At 62.1% G+C, this 16,330-nt stretch carries 16 protein-coding genes; 8 read left to right on the top strand and 8 right to left on the bottom strand.

Annotated features, from left to right (window positions below; translation table 11 throughout):
- Positions 1-31: 31 nt before the first annotated feature.
- From ACMT3I_RS15000 to idi, 7 genes are read right to left on the bottom strand one after another with little or no spacing between them, the layout of a single operon-like run.
- Entirely contained in the window at positions 32-925 is an 894-nt protein-coding gene (locus ACMT3I_RS15000; RefSeq protein WP_414805322.1) for a prenyltransferase, read from the bottom strand.
- Positions 918-1,277 carry a lycopene cyclase domain-containing protein gene (locus ACMT3I_RS15005; RefSeq protein WP_414805323.1) on the bottom strand — a complete coding sequence of 120 codons (360 nt, stop codon included), beginning with the start codon at positions 1,275-1,277 and terminating at the stop codon, positions 918-920. Before ACMT3I_RS15005 ends, ACMT3I_RS15000 begins: the two co-directional genes overlap by 8 nt.
- Positions 1,274-1,612 (bottom strand): lycopene cyclase domain-containing protein, encoded by a 339-nt coding sequence (locus tag ACMT3I_RS15010; protein ID WP_414805324.1) that lies wholly within the window; start codon positions 1,610-1,612, stop codon positions 1,274-1,276. Before ACMT3I_RS15010 ends, ACMT3I_RS15005 begins: the two co-directional genes overlap by 4 nt.
- A complete protein-coding gene (gene crtI / locus ACMT3I_RS15015) occupies positions 1,609-3,240 on the bottom strand; it encodes a phytoene desaturase family protein (protein WP_414805325.1) in 1,632 nt (543 codons plus the stop codon). Before crtI ends, ACMT3I_RS15010 begins: the two co-directional genes overlap by 4 nt.
- Positions 3,237-4,148: a phytoene/squalene synthase family protein gene (locus ACMT3I_RS15020; RefSeq protein ID WP_414805326.1), complete on the bottom strand. Its 912-nt coding sequence runs from the start codon at positions 4,146-4,148 to the stop codon at positions 3,237-3,239. Before ACMT3I_RS15020 ends, crtI begins: the two co-directional genes overlap by 4 nt.
- An 8-nt stretch (positions 4,149-4,156) precedes the next feature.
- Positions 4,157-5,203, bottom strand: a complete 1,047-nt coding sequence (locus tag ACMT3I_RS15025; protein WP_414805327.1) for a polyprenyl synthetase family protein — start codon at positions 5,201-5,203, stop codon at positions 4,157-4,159.
- Positions 5,196-5,735: an isopentenyl-diphosphate Delta-isomerase gene (gene idi / locus ACMT3I_RS15030; protein WP_414805328.1), complete on the bottom strand. Its 540-nt coding sequence runs from the start codon at positions 5,733-5,735 to the stop codon at positions 5,196-5,198. The genes ACMT3I_RS15025 and idi overlap by 8 nt, the downstream gene beginning before the upstream one ends.
- A gap of 119 nt (positions 5,736-5,854) precedes the next feature.
- Between idi and ACMT3I_RS15035 the strand changes: the two genes are divergently transcribed.
- Genes ACMT3I_RS15035 through ACMT3I_RS15045 form a run of 3 tightly spaced genes read left to right on the top strand, consistent with a single transcriptional unit; the run spans position 5,855 to position 8,999 of the window.
- Positions 5,855-6,412, top strand: a complete 558-nt coding sequence (locus ACMT3I_RS15035; protein ID WP_414805329.1) for a MarR family winged helix-turn-helix transcriptional regulator — start codon at positions 5,855-5,857, stop codon at positions 6,410-6,412.
- Between the two features lie 43 nt (positions 6,413-6,455).
- Positions 6,456-8,117, top strand: a complete 1,662-nt coding sequence (locus tag ACMT3I_RS15040; RefSeq protein ID WP_414805341.1) for an MFS transporter — start codon at positions 6,456-6,458, stop codon at positions 8,115-8,117.
- Positions 8,118-8,138: 21 nt separating this feature from the next.
- Positions 8,139-8,999 carry a PPK2 family polyphosphate kinase gene (locus ACMT3I_RS15045; RefSeq protein ID WP_414805330.1) on the top strand — a complete coding sequence of 287 codons (861 nt, stop codon included), beginning with the start codon at positions 8,139-8,141 and terminating at the stop codon, positions 8,997-8,999.
- A gap of 14 nt (positions 9,000-9,013) precedes the next feature.
- Here the strand turns inward: ACMT3I_RS15045 and ACMT3I_RS15050 are convergent, their stop codons facing one another.
- Complete coding sequence (locus tag ACMT3I_RS15050; RefSeq protein WP_414805331.1) at positions 9,014-10,246, bottom strand: isochorismate synthase; 1,233 nt, start codon at positions 10,244-10,246, stop codon at positions 9,014-9,016.
- 77 nt (positions 10,247-10,323) lie between these two features.
- Between ACMT3I_RS15050 and ACMT3I_RS15055 the strand changes: the two genes are divergently transcribed.
- The 5 genes from ACMT3I_RS15055 to ahcY all read left to right on the top strand — a co-directional run bounded on the left by ACMT3I_RS15055 (position 10,324) and on the right by ahcY (position 16,193).
- Positions 10,324-11,058, top strand: a complete 735-nt coding sequence (locus ACMT3I_RS15055; protein WP_414805332.1) for a demethylmenaquinone methyltransferase — start codon at positions 10,324-10,326, stop codon at positions 11,056-11,058.
- A gap of 34 nt (positions 11,059-11,092) precedes the next feature.
- Positions 11,093-12,172 carry a polyprenyl synthetase family protein gene (locus ACMT3I_RS15060; protein WP_414805333.1) on the top strand — a complete coding sequence of 360 codons (1,080 nt, stop codon included), beginning with the start codon at positions 11,093-11,095 and terminating at the stop codon, positions 12,170-12,172.
- A gap of 13 nt (positions 12,173-12,185) precedes the next feature.
- Positions 12,186-13,568, top strand: a complete 1,383-nt coding sequence (locus ACMT3I_RS15065; RefSeq protein ID WP_414805334.1) for an FAD-dependent oxidoreductase — start codon at positions 12,186-12,188, stop codon at positions 13,566-13,568.
- A gap of 70 nt (positions 13,569-13,638) precedes the next feature.
- Positions 13,639-14,637, top strand: coding sequence for an alpha/beta hydrolase (locus tag ACMT3I_RS15070; protein ID WP_414805335.1), 999 nt, complete (start codon positions 13,639-13,641; stop codon positions 14,635-14,637).
- Between the two features lie 68 nt (positions 14,638-14,705).
- A complete protein-coding gene (gene ahcY, locus ACMT3I_RS15075) occupies positions 14,706-16,193 on the top strand; it encodes an adenosylhomocysteinase (protein WP_414805336.1) in 1,488 nt (495 codons plus the stop codon).
- The last annotated feature ends 137 nt before the right edge of the window (positions 16,194-16,330 follow it).

Here is a 16,330-nt window from a genome sequence, read left to right on the forward strand (position 1 = left end):
CAGGGCCAGAAACAGGCCAGGAGAATGGCAATCAGGCCATCGCGTACGCAATCAGCAGCATCGTCACAATGAAGCCACTGAGGTAGTTGAGCCACAAAAAGCGCTTCCAGCCGGCATTTGCCTCTTCCGAACGCTCATCGGAAACTGAGATCCACGGCAGCGCAGTGATCACGTACGGCAGCGCGAGCACAGCGGCCAGTGGCCCTGGCCAGCCGGTGAACAGCATCAGCACGCCGGCCAGCAGCCACAGAGCAATTGCCAGCCTGACTGTTCGTGCAGCGCCGAGCGCTGTCGCGATCGAGTGGATACCTGCCTCACGATCAGGCACAACATCCTGCACGGCACCGAAGGCGTGGCTCGCCATTCCCCAGAAGAAGAACGCAGTGAGCAGCGCGACGAGGCTCGGGGTCACGTCTGCTCCGACCAGCGCTAGCCCGAACACTGCCGGGCTGACGAAGTGGACACTTGACGTCACGGAGTCGAGGAACGGGATCTCTTTGAAGCGGAGTCCGCGCACAGAGTACGCGACCACCGCGAAGAGACTCACCGCGAGGATCGGCCAGGCGATCGGATGGCTCCAGCCGGACAGCACGAACATAGCAATCAGGAACGGAACCGCTATGAAGATGCCCGTGAGCACGACCAGGCTATGCAACTGAGGCTGGAGCAACGCACCTTCTGCACCACCCTTCCGCGGATTGCGAAGGTCGGATTCATAGTCGAAGACATCGTTGATTCCGTACATCAGCAGGTTGTACGGGATGAGGAAGAAGATGGTGCCGACGATCCACAGCGCATCGACCTGGCCGCCAGCGACGAGGTACGCGGCAGCGAACGGGAACGCGGTGTTGATCCAGCTGAGAGGTCGGGACGACAACAGAATCTGCCGGAATCCCTGCACAGGGTTCAACGCTTCTTTAGTCATCGGAGCCTCCCAATAGCTGCTGATCACGAGTGGCGGGCGGCTCGCTCGAGTCTTCCTTCCCGCCGCAGAGCAGCCACAGTGCGGGAAGCAGGAGCGCAGCAGCCAGCGGGTACCCGAAGTCTTCGATGGGTGCCAGCCCGATCAGGATTCCCGAGGTGTGTTCCTGGGTGTAGCCGAACAGCCCAACGGCGATCATCACGTTGTCAAAAACCGCCGTCATGATGAACACGACGACGACAGCACCGACAATTGCGGGTGCCGACGTGCGCGTCAGTCGGCGTGTCATCACTGCGATCGCCAGCACAATGACGGCCACTGCGATGAACACCGCATTCAGGGCGAGGTACGTCATGTGCGCCTCCTCGTCCCGTGCTGAATGTGCTCCATCAATCGAAGCCCCCCACGATAAAGAACCATCGTCAGGTAACACAAGAAGAGTAAGAAGACCGGCTCTTCGATCGGCAGATCAGGCACGATCTGCACTCCAGTCATGATCGCGGTCTCACCGCGGTAGAAGATCCCCAGCGCGATACCGAAAAGGTCCCACACAATGAAGAAGGCCAGCCCACAGGCCAGAACCAACGCAGCCCTGGCTGGCGCATTCCAGAAAAGCAACGTGTAGCGCCAGTCAAGCAACACCATCGCGCCGAGACTGCCGACCAGGCAGGCGAGATAGACGAGACTCACAGCGGCTCCGGCAGCGGCGCAGCGCTCGGGTCCTGACGAATGCGCTTGAGCATGATCTCTGCGCTGATCAGGCACATGGGCAAGCCAATGCCGGGAATGGTGCTGCCGCCCGCGTAGTACAGCCCCTCGATGTGCTTGGACTTGTTCGAACCCCTGAAGAAAGCGCTCTGCCGCAGTGTGTGAGCCGGACCCAGAGCCCCGCCCTTCCACGAGTTGAGCGTGTCGACGAAGTCAGCAGGGCCGACAGTTCGCCTGACGGCAATGCGATCGGCGAGGTCAAGAACGCCTGTCGATTCAGCGAGCTGCGCGATTGCGCGATCAGCGATGGCCTCGACGACGTCAGATCCTGTACCGTCGATTCCCCCATGGCCGAGGCCTGGATCGGCAGGGACTGGCACGAGCAGGAAAATGTTGGAATCCCCGGCAGGCGCAACACTCGGATCGGTGGAGCTGGGCGTGCAGGCGTAGAACGACGCCGGCGTCGGAACCGAGTGCCGTTTGCCGAAGATGGTGTCGAAGTTGGTTTTCCAATCCTCGGTGAAGAAGAGTGTGTGGTGCTTCAGCTCGGGGAGCTCGCCGCGCACACCGAGCATGACGAGCACCGCACCCGGTCCTGACATGCGCTTGCGCCACCAACGTTCTGGATACGTGCGTAGCTTCGGAGCGACAAGTTCGGTTTCGGTGTGATGCAGGTCAGCGCAGGACACGACCAGATCGGCAGTGAGCTCGGTCTGCTCTCCTGCGGCATTCGCGTAGCGCACTCCGGCGGTCAGTGGCTGGCGGCGCCCCGTCGATGGCTCAGTCAGGATCTCACTCACCCTGGCATCCGTCACGATCGTCACACCTTCTGCCCTGGCAAGCGCAGCGATGCTGTCAATGATGGTGCTGAATCCACCGCGGGGGTACAGCACACCGTCAGCCATGTCGAGATGGCTCATCAAGTGGTACATGGCCGGTGTTCGGTCGGGGGAGGAGCCGAGGAAGACTGCCGGATATCCAAGGATCTGCTGGAGCTTTTTGTCTTTCACATAGCCGGCAACGAATCGGTCGAGCGGCTTCGTCAGCAGGGTGCCGAGGCGTCCGAGGCGGTCGAGGAGTTCACGGTCAAGGAACGGGCGGAACGACGCAAAGCTGGTGTAAAGAAACCGATCGACGGCCGTACGGTAGGTGTCTTCGGCCGAATCGAGATAGCGGTCGAGGGCGTCGCCCGCGCCGGGCTCGACGCGTTCGAAGGTGTCGATGTTGCTGTCGCGGTCTGCGGCAATGTCGATGGGTTCTGCGGCATTCTCGAAATAGACGCGATAGCCGGGGTCGAGTTTCACCAGATCGAGCTGTTCATCGGCACTGGTGCCGAGTAGCCGGAAGAAGTGGTCGAATACCTCTGGCATGAGGTACCACGACGGCCCAGTGTCGAAGCGGAAGCCGTCTGACTGCCAGGTGCCGGCACGGCCACCCAGCTCATGGTTCGCCTCCAGCAGTGTGACGGCATGTCCGTCTCTGGCGAGCAGCGCAGCGCTGGCCAGGCCGGCGATCCCGCCGCCGATGACGATGGCGGTCTTGCTGCCTGCTTGGGGGGCAGACGGATTCCGCCTCGGCTGGGTGTCAGGTGAGGGAGTCGTCGTCGTCATCGTTTCCGCGCCTCGGTCCCTGCAGAGACTGAAACGCTGATCGCCAGGAGTAGCTTCTGTGCATCGGGCACGCGCACCCTGGTCGCCAACAGGTCGGTGGCGCTGGTGGCCCTCAGTCGCTTGGCCAGGAGCGCGAACAGGTGGTGGGCCGCAGTGACAGCCGACCGGCAACCGCCGGGTAGAAGAGGCAGCACAGCTGCGGCGACGCCGAGATCAGCTTCGATGTCATCGAGGATGGTGTCTTTCTCCACCTCGGTCATGCAGCTCGGATCGACGCCCGGAAAGTAGTTGCGCCCCAGGGCTTCGCTGTCGGCGGCCAGGTCTCGAAGAAAGTTGATCTTCTGGAAGGCTGAGCCCAGCGCCCTGGCTCCGGCCTCGAGGCGTTCGGACTCGTCGAGCGATCGAGATTCGCCGACCTCGAACGCTCGGAGGCACATCAGCCCGATGACCTCAGCCGAGCCATAGATGTACTCCGCGACATCGTCACGAGTGAACGGAGACGGGTCGAGGTCTCGTCGCATGGAGGCGAAGAACGGCGTGGTGAGACTGTCGTCGATGCCGGTTTCGTTTGCCGTCAGTGCAAAGGCGTGCACGACCAGATTGGTGCTGTAACCGCGTCGGATGGCGGCCCTGGTTTCGTTCTCAAGGTCGTCGAGAAGCTCCCGCTGCTCGAAGTCATCGAGCCCGGCTCCAGCCGCTGCTCCATCGACAATTTCATCTGCAATGCGAACGAGTGCGTAAATGGTGCGGATCTGTTCGCGAATCCGGGGAGCCAGCAGCTTGGCCGCCAGCCCGAAGGATGTCGAGTATGCACCGATGACCATGGCCGAGCTGGCGCGAGCTGCCGCGTTGTACTGCTCGATCCCCGTCATGTCCGCGTTGCGTTTGGTTGTGGTTTTGTTCGTCATGGGGCACTTCACCTATGTCGATCCGCTGCGCTGTCTGCCAGCTCTGTGAGAGTGACGCGCAGTGCGTCTGGGATATGTGGAGAGTCGAGTGCGTCGAGCGCGCGGCTCGCGTAGTCCTTGGTGAGGGTCTGCACGGCTTGAAGGGCCCCGCAGGCACGCAGGTGGGCCCGCACGAGTGCCGCCTCCTCTTCGCCGGCATCTGCAGAGCCGAGATGGCTTGCGATCGCCGGCCATGCTGACGTGGTGCTTGCGCATGCCATGAGTGCTGTCTGCTTGCCTTCTCGCAAATCCGACAATGCACTCTTGCCTGTCGTCTCCGGATCACCGAAGACACCCAGGATGTCGTCGGTCAGTTGGAATGCCACCCCGATGAGCCGGCCGAACTGCCCCAGCGCTTCCAGTGTCTCTGGCGTCGCTCCGGCGAGGATCGCCCCAGCCTGCAGCGGCGATTCGAATGAGTAGATCGCCGTCTTGCATTCGAGTGTCGTGAGCACCTGCTCTATCGCAACGGGACGCGTCGGCGTCGTATTTGTCACGTCAGCAAGTTCGCCCGCAGCCGAAATGAACACCGATCGATCGAGGAGGTCCAGCAGTCGTCCGCGAGTGTCTGCGTCGGCGGGGAGCAGTGCGATCGCGCGATGGGCTTCGCTCAGCGCCAGGTCTCCGGCCAGGATGCCTGCAGTCACTGCCCACACTTCTGCCTGGTCGAGTGAGGCGCCGTTTCGCATCGCCCTCGAGCTGAACTCGCCCGAAACGTTGGCCATCCCACGTCTGGTGAGGTCGCGATCGATCACATCGTCGTGGATGATGAATGCGGTGTGCAGCAGCTCGAAGCTGACGGCAACGGGGGTGACCAACTCAAGGTCATCTCCGCCGAGACCGGAGTATGCAGCCAGAACGAGGGCGGGACGCATCCGCTTGCCTCCGCTGCTTGACCGCGCAAAGGCGTCCCAGAGGGCGACGTAGTGTTCGCCGTAGTCGCTGGCGCGAAGGCGACCGGCGGCCAGTAGGCGGTTGAGTTCTGTTTCAACGCTCGATGAGGTCAGCTCAGGCACGGAATACCTCCAGCTCCTGCACCTGCAGCACCATCCAGGGGCTGAATGCCCACGGTGTTTCTCGCACCGATGCGCGAAGGCTGTCGATGTCGACCCAGTTGAAGTCCATCACCTCGTCTGGGTTGGGTGTGGGTTCTGCGGTGGTGGTTGCAGTGTAGACCGGGCAGATCTCGTTTTCGACGATTCCGCTGCTGTCGATTGCGCGGTAGCGGAAGAGCGGAAGCGCGATCGTCACCTCTGAGATCGGCAAGTTGAGTTCGTACTCGGCCCTGCGGGCGACTGCGTTCAGGAGTGGCTCGGCGGGGAGCGGATGTCCGCACAGCGAGTTGGTCCAGACTCCCGGCCAGGTTTTCTTGCCGAGTGCTCGCCTGGTGATGAGCACCTGGCCGCGCTCGTTGAAGACGTAGCAGGAGAATGCGAGGTGGAGCAGGGTGTCTTCGCCATGCACGCTGCTCTTGGGGGCGGTGCCGATCTCACGGCCGTCGTCATCGACCAGGATCACGAATTCTTCAAATGGTGCCGTGTTCAGCATGGCTTTTCCTCTCCTGACACCTTTGATAGTGACCCGAGATGCTGCCACGGTAAAGCTGGCAATCATTCAATCACAGAACTTGCTAACCAAGTTAGACATTCCAACGTTACCATGGAGAAATGACAGATAGGGAGGTTCCTGAGGCGACGGAATCGTACTGGTACGACGAAGACGCCCAGGACGTCGAGCGGGCCATTGAGGTGCTGCGAGCCCTACGCCGATTCAAAGCGGCGGATTCTGCCATGAGAGCTAAAACCCAGGCCGACATGGACATGAACGAGACCGATCTGCTCGCACTCCGGTACCTGATCGCGTCTGAGGCCAGGGAGCACCCGGTGGGGCCGAAGGAGCTTGCCCAGGTGCTCAGCATCAGCTCAGCAGCGACGGCCAAGTTGCTGGCCAGGCTCACCCGGTCGGGCCATATCGTCAGGGAGCCGCATCCGACGGACCGTCGCGCCCAGATCCTGCATCCCTCTCCCGATGCTCATCACGAGGTTCGCAAGACGCTGGGAGACATGCACGAGCGGATGCTGTCCGTCGCCCAGGGTTACTCGCCGACGGCGCAGCAAACCATCATCAACTTCCTCGACGCTCTGAGCGAGGCCGTGCAGTCGGCTGACGAATTAGAGGAAAATACGAGCAAAAAGAGCTCCGGCCACCGAAGGGTTTCACTATGACGCAGAACATGACACGGCTTGCAACCCTTGAGTCGAGCACGTGGTGATCGCCGAACGCAGGCGCTGGGCCGGTCTGGTCTTCATCAGCATCGCCGTCGCGCTGATCATCGTCGACTCGACGATTGTCAACGTCGTCATCCCGTCGATCGTTGATGACCTCGGCATCACATCGACCCAGGTGCAGTGGGTGCAGGAGAGCTACACGCTGGTCTTCGCCTCGCTGCTTCTGGTGTTCGGCAGCTTGGCCGACCGGTACGGGCGTCGTCGCATCCTGATCATCGGTGTCGTCATCTTTGCCGTCGCATCGGTCTTCGCCGCGCTGTCCCAGACCGGCGACCTGCTGATCGCGTCACGCCTGCTGCAGGGCGTCGGTGGTGCGATGGTTCTCCCGACGACGCTCTCGCTGATCAACGCCACCTTCAGGGGCAAAGAGCGTGGCATTGCCTTTGCTATCTGGGGTTCGACAATCGGTGGAATGGTAGCTGTCGGACCGCTGCTCGGCGGCTGGCTCACCACATCGTTCTCCTGGCGCTGGGCGTTCGGCATCAACATCCCGTTCGCAATCCTCATCGTTGTCGGCGTACTGTTCTGCGTTGCTGAATCGAAAGACCAGGGTGCGCCCAAGCGCCTCGACGTCATCGGCGCAATCCTCTCAGTGATCCTCTTCTCGACACTGGTATTCGGCCTGATCGAAGGACGCACCTACGGCTGGTGGCTCAGTAGCGACCGCACGCCGTTCACCATCGGTGACTGGACCTGGCCGTACGAGCTGTCTCCGATCCCCGTCGCATTCGCGATCAGCCTGTTGTCTGGCATCGCGTTCGTCTGGTGGGGGATTCACCGTCAGCGAGTCGGCAAGAATTCCCTGCTCGCGATCTCGCTGTTCGCCATCCCGTCATTCCGCAACGGCAACGTCGCGGCGATGATCGTCTCGCTCGGCGAATTCGGCATCATCCTGTCGTTGCCGCTCTGGCTGCAGAACGTACTCGGTTACGACGCTTTGCAGACCGGATTCATCCTGCTCGCGCTTGCCCTCGGTTCGTTTGTCGCCAGTGGTGTGTCTGGCGCGTTCGGCCATCGAGTGACCCCTGTGTTCATCGTGCGCCTCGGTATCATCGCTGAGATCGTCGGTGTTGCCGGGCTCGGATTTGCCATCTCGGCAACCGCAACCTGGGTTGTCGTCGTTCCCTGCCTCTTTGTCTATGGCATCGGCGTCGGCCTTGCGACGGCTCAGCTCACCGGAGTTGTCCTGAAGGACGTCCCCGTCGACCAGAGCGGGCAGGGCTCCGCGACGCAGAGCACTGCCAGGCAGGTCGGGTCTGCCCTCGGCATCGCAATCCTCGGTACTGTGTTGTTCGTCTCGACTGGGGCGTCCCTCGACGCCAAGCTCGGCGATCTGCCCGAGAGCGCACGCACCGAGATCGTCAACGTTGTCGTCGATAGCGCGGGTGGCGCCATCCCCGCGCTCGATGCGAAGAGCCCGGAGGTAGCGGATGCCGCTCGCGAAGCTTTCAGCGATGGCACGAGGTACGCGGCGTTCTCGGCCGCTGGATTCCTGGTGATCGGGCTCCTGGCGACCCTGCGCCTTTCAGCGCGACGACCAGAAGACGACACCGAGGGGGAGCCGTCCGGACATGGCGTTGAGCCAACTACGCCTGATGCGCCGATGTCCCCTGGCGTATCAGGCCGGACGGCGGCAGAATAGCCAGCAACGAAAGGTGACCCCGTGAGCACTCGCCTCGAAGAGTTCTGGACAACTGATCCATCAGATCTGCTTCGCGTTGGCGACGGCTTCGTCCTCTCTGCGGAAGAGACAGATTCGTCACCGGGGTTCAACGGCGGAAAATCACTCGGAGCGACGGCGCTCGCCGATGGGGCGAGCATCCTGTCTGAGCTGCAAGAGAAGTTCTTTGCGAACAGCACGACGGGCGACAATCGTAAAGTTCTGCTGGTGCTACAGGCGATGGACACCGCTGGCAAGGGCGGCATCGTGCGCCACGTCGTCGGCGCCGTTGACCCACAGGGCATTGACTACGTCGCATTCAAGGCACCGACGAAGGAAGAGCGGGAGCACGACTTTCTGTGGCGCATCAAGAAGAACGTTCCCCGCGCGGGCAGGATCGGGGTGTTCGACAGATCACACTACGAAGACGTGCTGATCGGGCGCGTCCGATCTCTCGCCCCGCCAGACGAGATCGAACGACGCTACGGCGCGATCAACCAATTCGAGCAGCAACTTGTCGACGACGACACCACCGTCATCAAGGTGATGCTGCACCTGGGTAAGGACGAGCAAAAGAGTCGACTGGGCGAACGTCTCGAACGGCCGGACAAGCACTGGAAGTACAACCCGGGAGACGTCGACGAACGCCTGCTCTGGGACGACTACCAAGAGGCCTATCAGATTGCGATCGAGCGCACGGCGACTCCGGATGCTCCCTGGTATGTCATTCCGGCCGATAAGAAGTGGTACGCCAGGCTGGCCGTCCAGCACCTGCTCATCGACGCGTTCAACGCGATGGATCTCGACTGGCCGACTGCCGACTTTGATGTGAAGGCCGAGAAGGCCAGGTTGGCAGCGTCCTGAGGTTCAGTCGCTGTCTAGCCGAAGGCCTCGACGATCGGTCGGAACTTCATCTTCGTCTCGGCCAGTTCACGCTCCGGCTCAGAGTCGAGCACGATCCCGCATCCCGCGTATGCGGTGATGTCACCGCTCGGGGTCACCTGGGCAGAGCGCAGCGCAATGGCCCACTCGCCGTCGCCATCGGCGCCCACCCAGCCGACAGGACCGGCATAGCGGCCGCGGTCGAAGGGCTCGAGTTCACGGATAAGCGCGAGGGCTTCTTCCGTCGGGGTGCCTGCCACTGCAGCCGTCGGGTGCAGGGCGGCAATCAGGTCGAGCGACGTCGAACCGTCGCTCAGGGTGCCCTCGACGTCGGTGGCCAGGTGCCAGAGGTTCGGCAGCTTCAGGGTGAATGGAATCTCGCTCGCCGTGAGGTGAGACGTGTGCGGGCGGAGCGAGCCGAGCAGGCTCTGCACGGCGAACTCATGCTCGTCAGCATCCTTGGTCGATGTGACCAGGGCCAGCGCTGCCTCGTTGTCTGAATCGGCATCGGCACCGCGCGACATCGTACCGGCGAGCACTCGGGCGTTCACTTCGCCATGGTCGGCGCGGATGAGCGTCTCCGGGCTCGAGCCCACGAGTCCGTCGACCGCATAGGTCCAGCAGTCGGGGTAGCCCAGAGCCAGTTCGGTGATCGCGCGACGCAGGTCGGACTCCACAGGGAGGCGCCCGACCAGGTCACGGGCAAGGACGACCTTGCTCACGTCCTGGTCGCTGATGTGTTGGATGGCGCTGGCCACGGCCTCACGGTAGCCGTCCGGGCTGAGCGCGCCGGGCAGCAGGGAGATCCGGTATTCATCACCGAGGGGGTTGAGCACGAGGGGGATGTCGGGGGCGGTTTCTCCGGTCGGCCAGATGCGGGTCACCCAGCACAGGCCGTTCTCGCGACCGACGATCACTTCGGGGACGATGAGCACGCTGGTCTGTGTTGACGTGTCGTCAAAGGTGAATGCGCCGAAGGCAATCAGACCGGTTCCACTTCGGGCGAGGGGGTCGATCACCGTTGAAGCCTCGACCACCTCTCGCCAGGCAGCTGCAGCATCAGTCATTCGCGTAGGTCCGGAGAACTCGAGGCGTATGGCCGTGCCGATGCCGGCAAGGCCCTGATTGCGTCGCATCCAGAGCAGTGGGTCGTGCTGATCGAGCAGGAGTACCAACTGGCGGATGTCGGCGAGGGGGGTGGTTTCGACCGTCAAAGCCTGTGCATTCACTCCATCAGCCTAAGCCCGCACGTCTGGACGTATTCTCGGCGGGACCATGCCGCCCAGACGCAACCTAGAATGGGGGGGTGAATAGAGCAGACCTCAGCAAGCAGCCGGAGCAGATCGCCGCCATGTTTGACCAGGTTTCCACCTACTACGACCGCACGAATGCTGTGCTTTCGATGGGTCAGGCCGCGTTGTGGCGCACAGCGACAACCAAAGCTGTCGACCCGAAGCCCGGGGAGCGCATCCTCGACGTCGCGGCCGGCACCGGCACCTCGAGCGCCGCACTCACCAGGACCGGCGCCCACGTCATCGCCGCAGACTTCTCCGCAGGCATGATCGCTGTGGGCCGCCAGCGCCAGGCGCACAACTCCAACGTCGAATTCGTGCAGGCGGATGCCACAGCGCTGCCGTTCGCTGACAACGAGTTCGATGCAGTCACCATTTCTTTCGGTCTTCGCAACGTCGTCGAGCCGCAGAAGGCGCTCGCCGAGTTCTACCGCGTGACCAAGCCGGGCGGCCGCGTTGTCATCTGCGAGTTCTCCACTCCGCCGTTCGCGCCGTTCCGATTCGTTTACTTCGCCTACCTGAAGTACGTCATGCCGACGATCGTGAAGCTTGCCTCGTCCAACGCTGAGGCGTACGACTACCTCGGCGAGTCCATCAAGGCCTGGCCCAGGCAGAAGGAGCTGAGTGCCTGGCTTCGCCGGGCCGGATACACCTCTGTGGCCTACCGAAATCTGACATTCGGAATTTCAGCGCTGCACCGCGGCGTTAAGCCACAGTCAGGTGAACAACCGGTAGTTCCGGCATCCTGAGCCCCTCCCCAGTAGCGATCGTTAGGCTGACAGAGTGAAACCGAGCGTCCCCGTGGTCCGTCGCAGCGCGTCGATAACGTCGCAGCTCGGCCTTACCGATCGAATTTTCTCAACGGCGTCAGACCGCGGTCTGGCGTCAGACATTGATGCAGGTCTCGACAAGGTCGAGGTGGCGCTGAACGCAGAGATCACCTTCGCCGACCAAATCGCCAATGTCACCGGACGCTACCTGCTTGAAGCAGGTGGCAAACGAGTGCGTCCCATGCTTGCGCTGCTCACGGCGCATCTGGGCGAGGGATCCGTCCCACGGGTGATCACTGCTGCCGCTGCGATCGAGGTCACCCACCTCGCCTCGCTGTACCACGACGACGTGATGGATGACGCAGATAAGCGCCGCGGCGTTCCCAGCGCGCAAACGGTCTGGGGCAATTCAGTCGCGATCCTCACCGGCGACCTCCTGTTCGCACGTGCCAGTCAGCTGATGGCCAGACTGGGCGAGCGAGCGATCCAGCTTCAGGCAGACACCTTCGAGCGACTGGTGCTCGGGCAGCTTCATGAGACTCTCGGTCCGCAGAACGGTGAAGACCCCGTACAGCACTACATCCAGGTTCTGGCAGACAAGACCGGATCCCTCATTGCGGCGTCGGCGCAGGCCGGCATTGTGTTCTCTGGAGCCCCGAGTGAATTTGAGGCCCCCGTCGTCGCGTTCGGCGAGAAGATCGGCGTCGCCTTCCAGCTGATAGACGACGTCATCGATCTGTCGCCACAGCCAGAAGAGACCGGAAAGGTCCCTGGCACCGACCTGCGGGCAGGCGTGGCAACGCTGCCACTGTTGCGCCTCAGGGAACGAGCAGAAACGGATGCCCTGGCATCCGACTTGCTCGCCCGCCTCGAGGCGGACGTGATGGGCAGCTCTCTGGGCGGCGGCGGCACGACTGCCGAAGCCGATTCTGCAATCACAGCTCTTCGCGAGCATGACGTCACCGCACAAACACTTGCCGAAGCTCACCGCTGGGCGAGGGACGCAGTCGAGTCTCTTGCACCGCTCCCCAAGGGCTCAGTCAAGAAGGCGCTCACCAAGTTCGCCGAGACAATCGTCGAACGTTCCAGCTAGAAAGGCACCACCCATGACCAAGTTGCGATTGGCCATCGTCGGCGCAGGACCCGCTGGCATCTACGCCGCAGACATCCTCCTCAAGGCAGAGCGAAACTTCGATGTTTCGATTGACCTCTTCGATCACCTTCCGGCACCGTATGGACTCGTCCGCTACGGCGTGGCACCCGACCACCCACGCATCAAGGGAATCATCAACGCCCTGCGCGACGTGCTCGACCGTGGCGACATCCGCCTGTTTGGCAATGTGCACTACGGCACCGACATCACGCTCGATGACCTGAAGAAGCACTACAACGCCGTGATCTTCGCAACGGGTGCTGTGCGCGATGCCGACCTGAAAATTCCCGGCATTGATCTTGAAGGCTCATACGGTGCAGCCGAGTTCGTCAGCTGGTTCGACGGCCACCCCGATTTCCCGCGCACCTGGCCGCTTGAGGCCAAAGAAGTCGCCGTTATTGGCAACGGAAACGTGGCACTCGATGTGTCACGCATCCTGGCCAAGCACGCTGACGACCTGCTCTCGACTGAGATTCCAGCCAACGTCTACGAGGGGCTGAAGGCCTCCCCGGTCACAGACGTTCACGTCTTCGGTCGCCGGGGTCCGACATCCGTCAAGTTCACTCCTCTCGAATTGCGCGAGCTCGGTGAGCTGCGCGACGTCGACATGATCGTCTACGACGAAGATTTCGACTACGACGATGCGGCCCGCAACGCGGTCAAGACCAACAAACAGGTCTTCGTCATCGACAAGGTTCTGAACCAGTGGCGCCAGCGCGAGACAGGTCAGGCGAGCCGTCGTCTGCACTTGCACTTCTTCTCCAAGCCCATTGAGATCGTCGATGACGGTTTCGGTCACGTCGGCGGGATTCGATTCGAGCGCACAGCTCCCGATGGTGAAGGCGGAGTCGTCGGCACGGGAGAGATCCGCGAGCTGCCCATCCAGGCCGTGTACCGCGCGGTCGGATACTTCGGCTCGCCGCTTGCTGATATCCCCTTCGATAAGAAGCGTGGCGTGATTCCGAACCGTGAGGGTCAGGTGCTCCGCAAGGGTGACCCGACTTCCGGCTCGGCCGGTGCGAACGAACAGATGTATGGCGTGTACGCCACGGGCTGGATCAAGCGCGGCCCGGTCGGCCTCATCGGCCACACCAAGTCGGATGCCATGGAGACGGTACGTCATCTCATCAATGACGCCGGCAACTGGTGGCAGCCAGAATCTCCCTCCGAGGAGAGCGTCGTCGAGCTGCTCGATTCGCGTGGCATCCACTACACGGATCTCAACGGATGGCACAACCTCGACCAGCACGAGCTCTCGCTCGGCGAGACCGAGGGTCGCGTACGCGTCAAGGTCGTGCCGCGCGACGAGATGGTCAAGGTCTCCAGGGCGCAGTAGCAAGCGTCGTCTCCTGGCGAGTATTGCTCGGCAGGAGACATCCGACCGCGTCTGGGATAGCCTCCTCACCATGGCGGCTACTCAGGCGAACGGTTGGGTTCCAGATGTTCTTGGAGAGCACTTTGAGCAGTTGACGCTGCCACTTCGCCCCGACAGCCAGGGCGACGTGGTCGCAACGCTCGTGCGATATTCGCCGCCGTTCAGACTGGACTTCTCTCGCGGCCCGGCGATGAATGCTGATGTCCTCTATGTTCACGGCTGGTCTGACTATTTCTTCCAGACTGAGTTGGCAGAGTACTGGCATCGCGAAGGCGCACGTTTCTACGCCATCGACCTGCGCAAGTACGGGCGGAGTCTGCGCGACTACCAAACCCCCGGTTTCATCACCGATCTGGCGGACTACGACGAAGACATCGAGGCGGCATTGGCCGCTATCGACCACGCGCCCGGCACGCACAACAAGCGGCCCCTGATCCTGATGGGTCATTCAACCGGCGGCCTGACATTCAGTCTCTGGGCAGATCGCAACCCCGGCCGGGTGGCAGCGCTGGTACTGAACAGTCCCTGGCTTGAGTTCCAGGCCACGGGCGTCGCGCGGGCGGCCATCCTTCCGATCGTGGAGATTAGCGCACGGGTTGATCCATTGGCTCCGTTGCCGAATGTCGACCTTGGTTTCTACACCCGCACAGTATCGGCCGAGCTGGATGGGTACTGGACGTACAACATGGCGTGGCGTCCTCCACGCGGATTCACTACTCACCCGGCCTGGTTGCGGGCAGTGCTTGCCGGCCACACCAAGGTTGCAAACGGCCTGTCGATCGATGCCCCGGTGCTCACGATGATTTCGGCGAGGTCGCTTCTCTTGCCGAAGTGGACTCCAGAGATGAAGTCGGTCGACGTCGTACTCCGGGTTGATGACATCGCAGTGCGGGCAACCCGGCTGGGACCGTCGGTGACGATCGATCGAATCGACGGCGCATTGCACGACATTTTTCTCTCGACCGAGCGTGTACGCAAAAGAGGCTATGAGCAGCTCACGCGGTGGCTGAAGGGCTACGTCGCGCGCTAGGAGCCTGGCGACCAGAAGTTGCCGATATCTACCTGCCACATTGGCCGATCCGCTGTCAGAATGGCCGCATGACATCAGCCACTCCGGCCGTGCTGGCCTCATTTTCATTCAAGGTTGCCGATTTGTCCCTCGCTGAGGCGGGGCGTCACCAGTTGCGGTTGGCCGAAAACGAGATGCCGGGGTTGATGGCACTTCGTGCCGAGTTCAGGCACTCCCAGCCGCTAGCCGGTGCCCGGATCGCGGGATCGCTTCACATGACCGTGCAGACCGCCGTGTTGATCGAGACACTGGTCGAGCTCGGCGCCCAGGTGCGCTGGGCAAGCTGCAACATCTTCTCCACCCAGAACGAAGCTGCCGCGGCCATCGCCGTCGGACCGACGGGCACGCCCGAGGCTCCGGCCGGCGTGCCGGTTTTCGCCTGGAAGGGCGAGACGCTCGAAGAGTACTGGTGGTGCACAGAGCAAATCTTCGACTGGAGCGCTGAAGCTGCAGTGGCTGGCGAGAGCTGGGTCGGCCCCAACATGATCCTCGACGACGGCGGGGATGCGACCCTCCTCGTTCACAAGGCACGCGAATTCGAACTCGCGGGTGCGGTTCCGGCGACCACAAAGGCTGACAGCCACGAGTACCGCGTCATCCTCGAGACACTGCGTCGTTCGCTCGATCTCAGTCCTGATCGCTGGACGCGCATAGCGACAAACGTGAAGGGGGTGACGGAGGAGACCACGACAGGCGTCCACCGTCTGTACGAGCTCGCATCCGCTGGCGAGTTGCTGTTTCCCGCCATCAACGTCAACGACTCGGTCACCAAATCAAAGTTCGACAACAAGTACGGCATCCGTCACTCGTTGCCAGACGGGCTCAACCGCGCGACGGATGTTCTCATCGGCGGCAAGGTCGTTTTTGTGGCCGGCTATGGCGACGTGGGTAAAGGAGCCGCAGAAGCTCTGCGCGGTCAGGGTGCACGGGTGATCGTGAGTGAGATCGACCCGATCAATGCCTTGCAGGCAGCAATGGATGGCTTTCAGGTCGCCAGGCTCGACTCGGTTGTAGACCAGGTCGACATCTTCGTCAGCGGCACGGGCAACTTCAACGTGATCACGCTCGAGCACATGCTTCAGATGAAGCACCTTGCGATTGTTTCCAATGTGGGTCACTTCGACAATGAGGTCGATATGGCCGGGCTCGAGAACCTGCCAGGTGCGGTGAAGGTTGAGATCAAACCTCAGGTTGACGAATGGCGTCTGCCGAACGGGCGCAGCATCCTCGTTCTGTCAGAAGGTCGACTGATGAACCTCGGTAACGCCACTGGCCATCCTTCGTTTGTCATGAGCAACTCGTTCACCAACCAGGTGCTCGCTCAGATGGAGCTGTACTGCTATCCGGAGAAGTATCCGATCGGTGTGTACGTGCTGCCGAAGCACCTCGACGAGAAGGTGGCCCGCCTGCACCTCGACGCACTCGGCGTCGAGCTGACCACCCTGACTCCAGAGCAAGCTGCCTACATTGGGGTGCCCATCGAAGGGCCGTACAAGGCTGATCACTACCGGTACTGAAACAGGGTCGTTTGGCCCGACACGCCCGGGGTGTGGCGTGCTTTTGACGGCCTCGCGGGTTGGCCGTAATGTATCTATACGTACCCCAAAGGTGCGGGTGAGCGGATCAGCTCCCCGGCCTCAAGCGGGACCAAATC

The sequence above is a fragment of the Leifsonia sp. A12D58 genome, assembly GCF_047530025.1.
Classification (GTDB): Bacteria; Actinomycetota; Actinomycetes; order Actinomycetales; family Microbacteriaceae; genus Cryobacterium.

Excerpts from the sequence above, each read along its gene's own strand:
- ACMT3I_RS15020 (WP_414805326.1), bottom strand. The coding sequence starts at position 4,148 with ATGACGAACAAAACCACAACCAAACGCAACGCGGACATGACGGGGATC.
- ACMT3I_RS15065 (WP_414805334.1), top strand. The coding sequence starts at position 12,186 with ATGACCAAGTTGCGATTGGCCATCGTCGGCGCAGGACCCGCTGGCATC.
- crtI (WP_414805325.1), bottom strand. The coding sequence starts at position 3,240 with ATGACGACGACGACTCCCTCACCTGACACCCAGCCGAGGCGGAATCCG.
- ahcY (WP_414805336.1), top strand. The coding sequence starts at position 14,706 with ATGACATCAGCCACTCCGGCCGTGCTGGCCTCATTTTCATTCAAGGTT.
- ACMT3I_RS15070 (WP_414805335.1), top strand. The coding sequence starts at position 13,639 with ATGGCGGCTACTCAGGCGAACGGTTGGGTTCCAGATGTTCTTGGAGAG.
- ACMT3I_RS15035 (WP_414805329.1), top strand. The coding sequence starts at position 5,855 with ATGACAGATAGGGAGGTTCCTGAGGCGACGGAATCGTACTGGTACGAC.
- idi (WP_414805328.1), bottom strand. The coding sequence starts at position 5,735 with ATGCTGAACACGGCACCATTTGAAGAATTCGTGATCCTGGTCGATGAC.
- ACMT3I_RS15000 (WP_414805322.1), bottom strand. The coding sequence starts at position 925 with ATGACTAAAGAAGCGTTGAACCCTGTGCAGGGATTCCGGCAGATTCTG.
- ACMT3I_RS15005 (WP_414805323.1), bottom strand. The coding sequence starts at position 1,277 with ATGACGTACCTCGCCCTGAATGCGGTGTTCATCGCAGTGGCCGTCATT.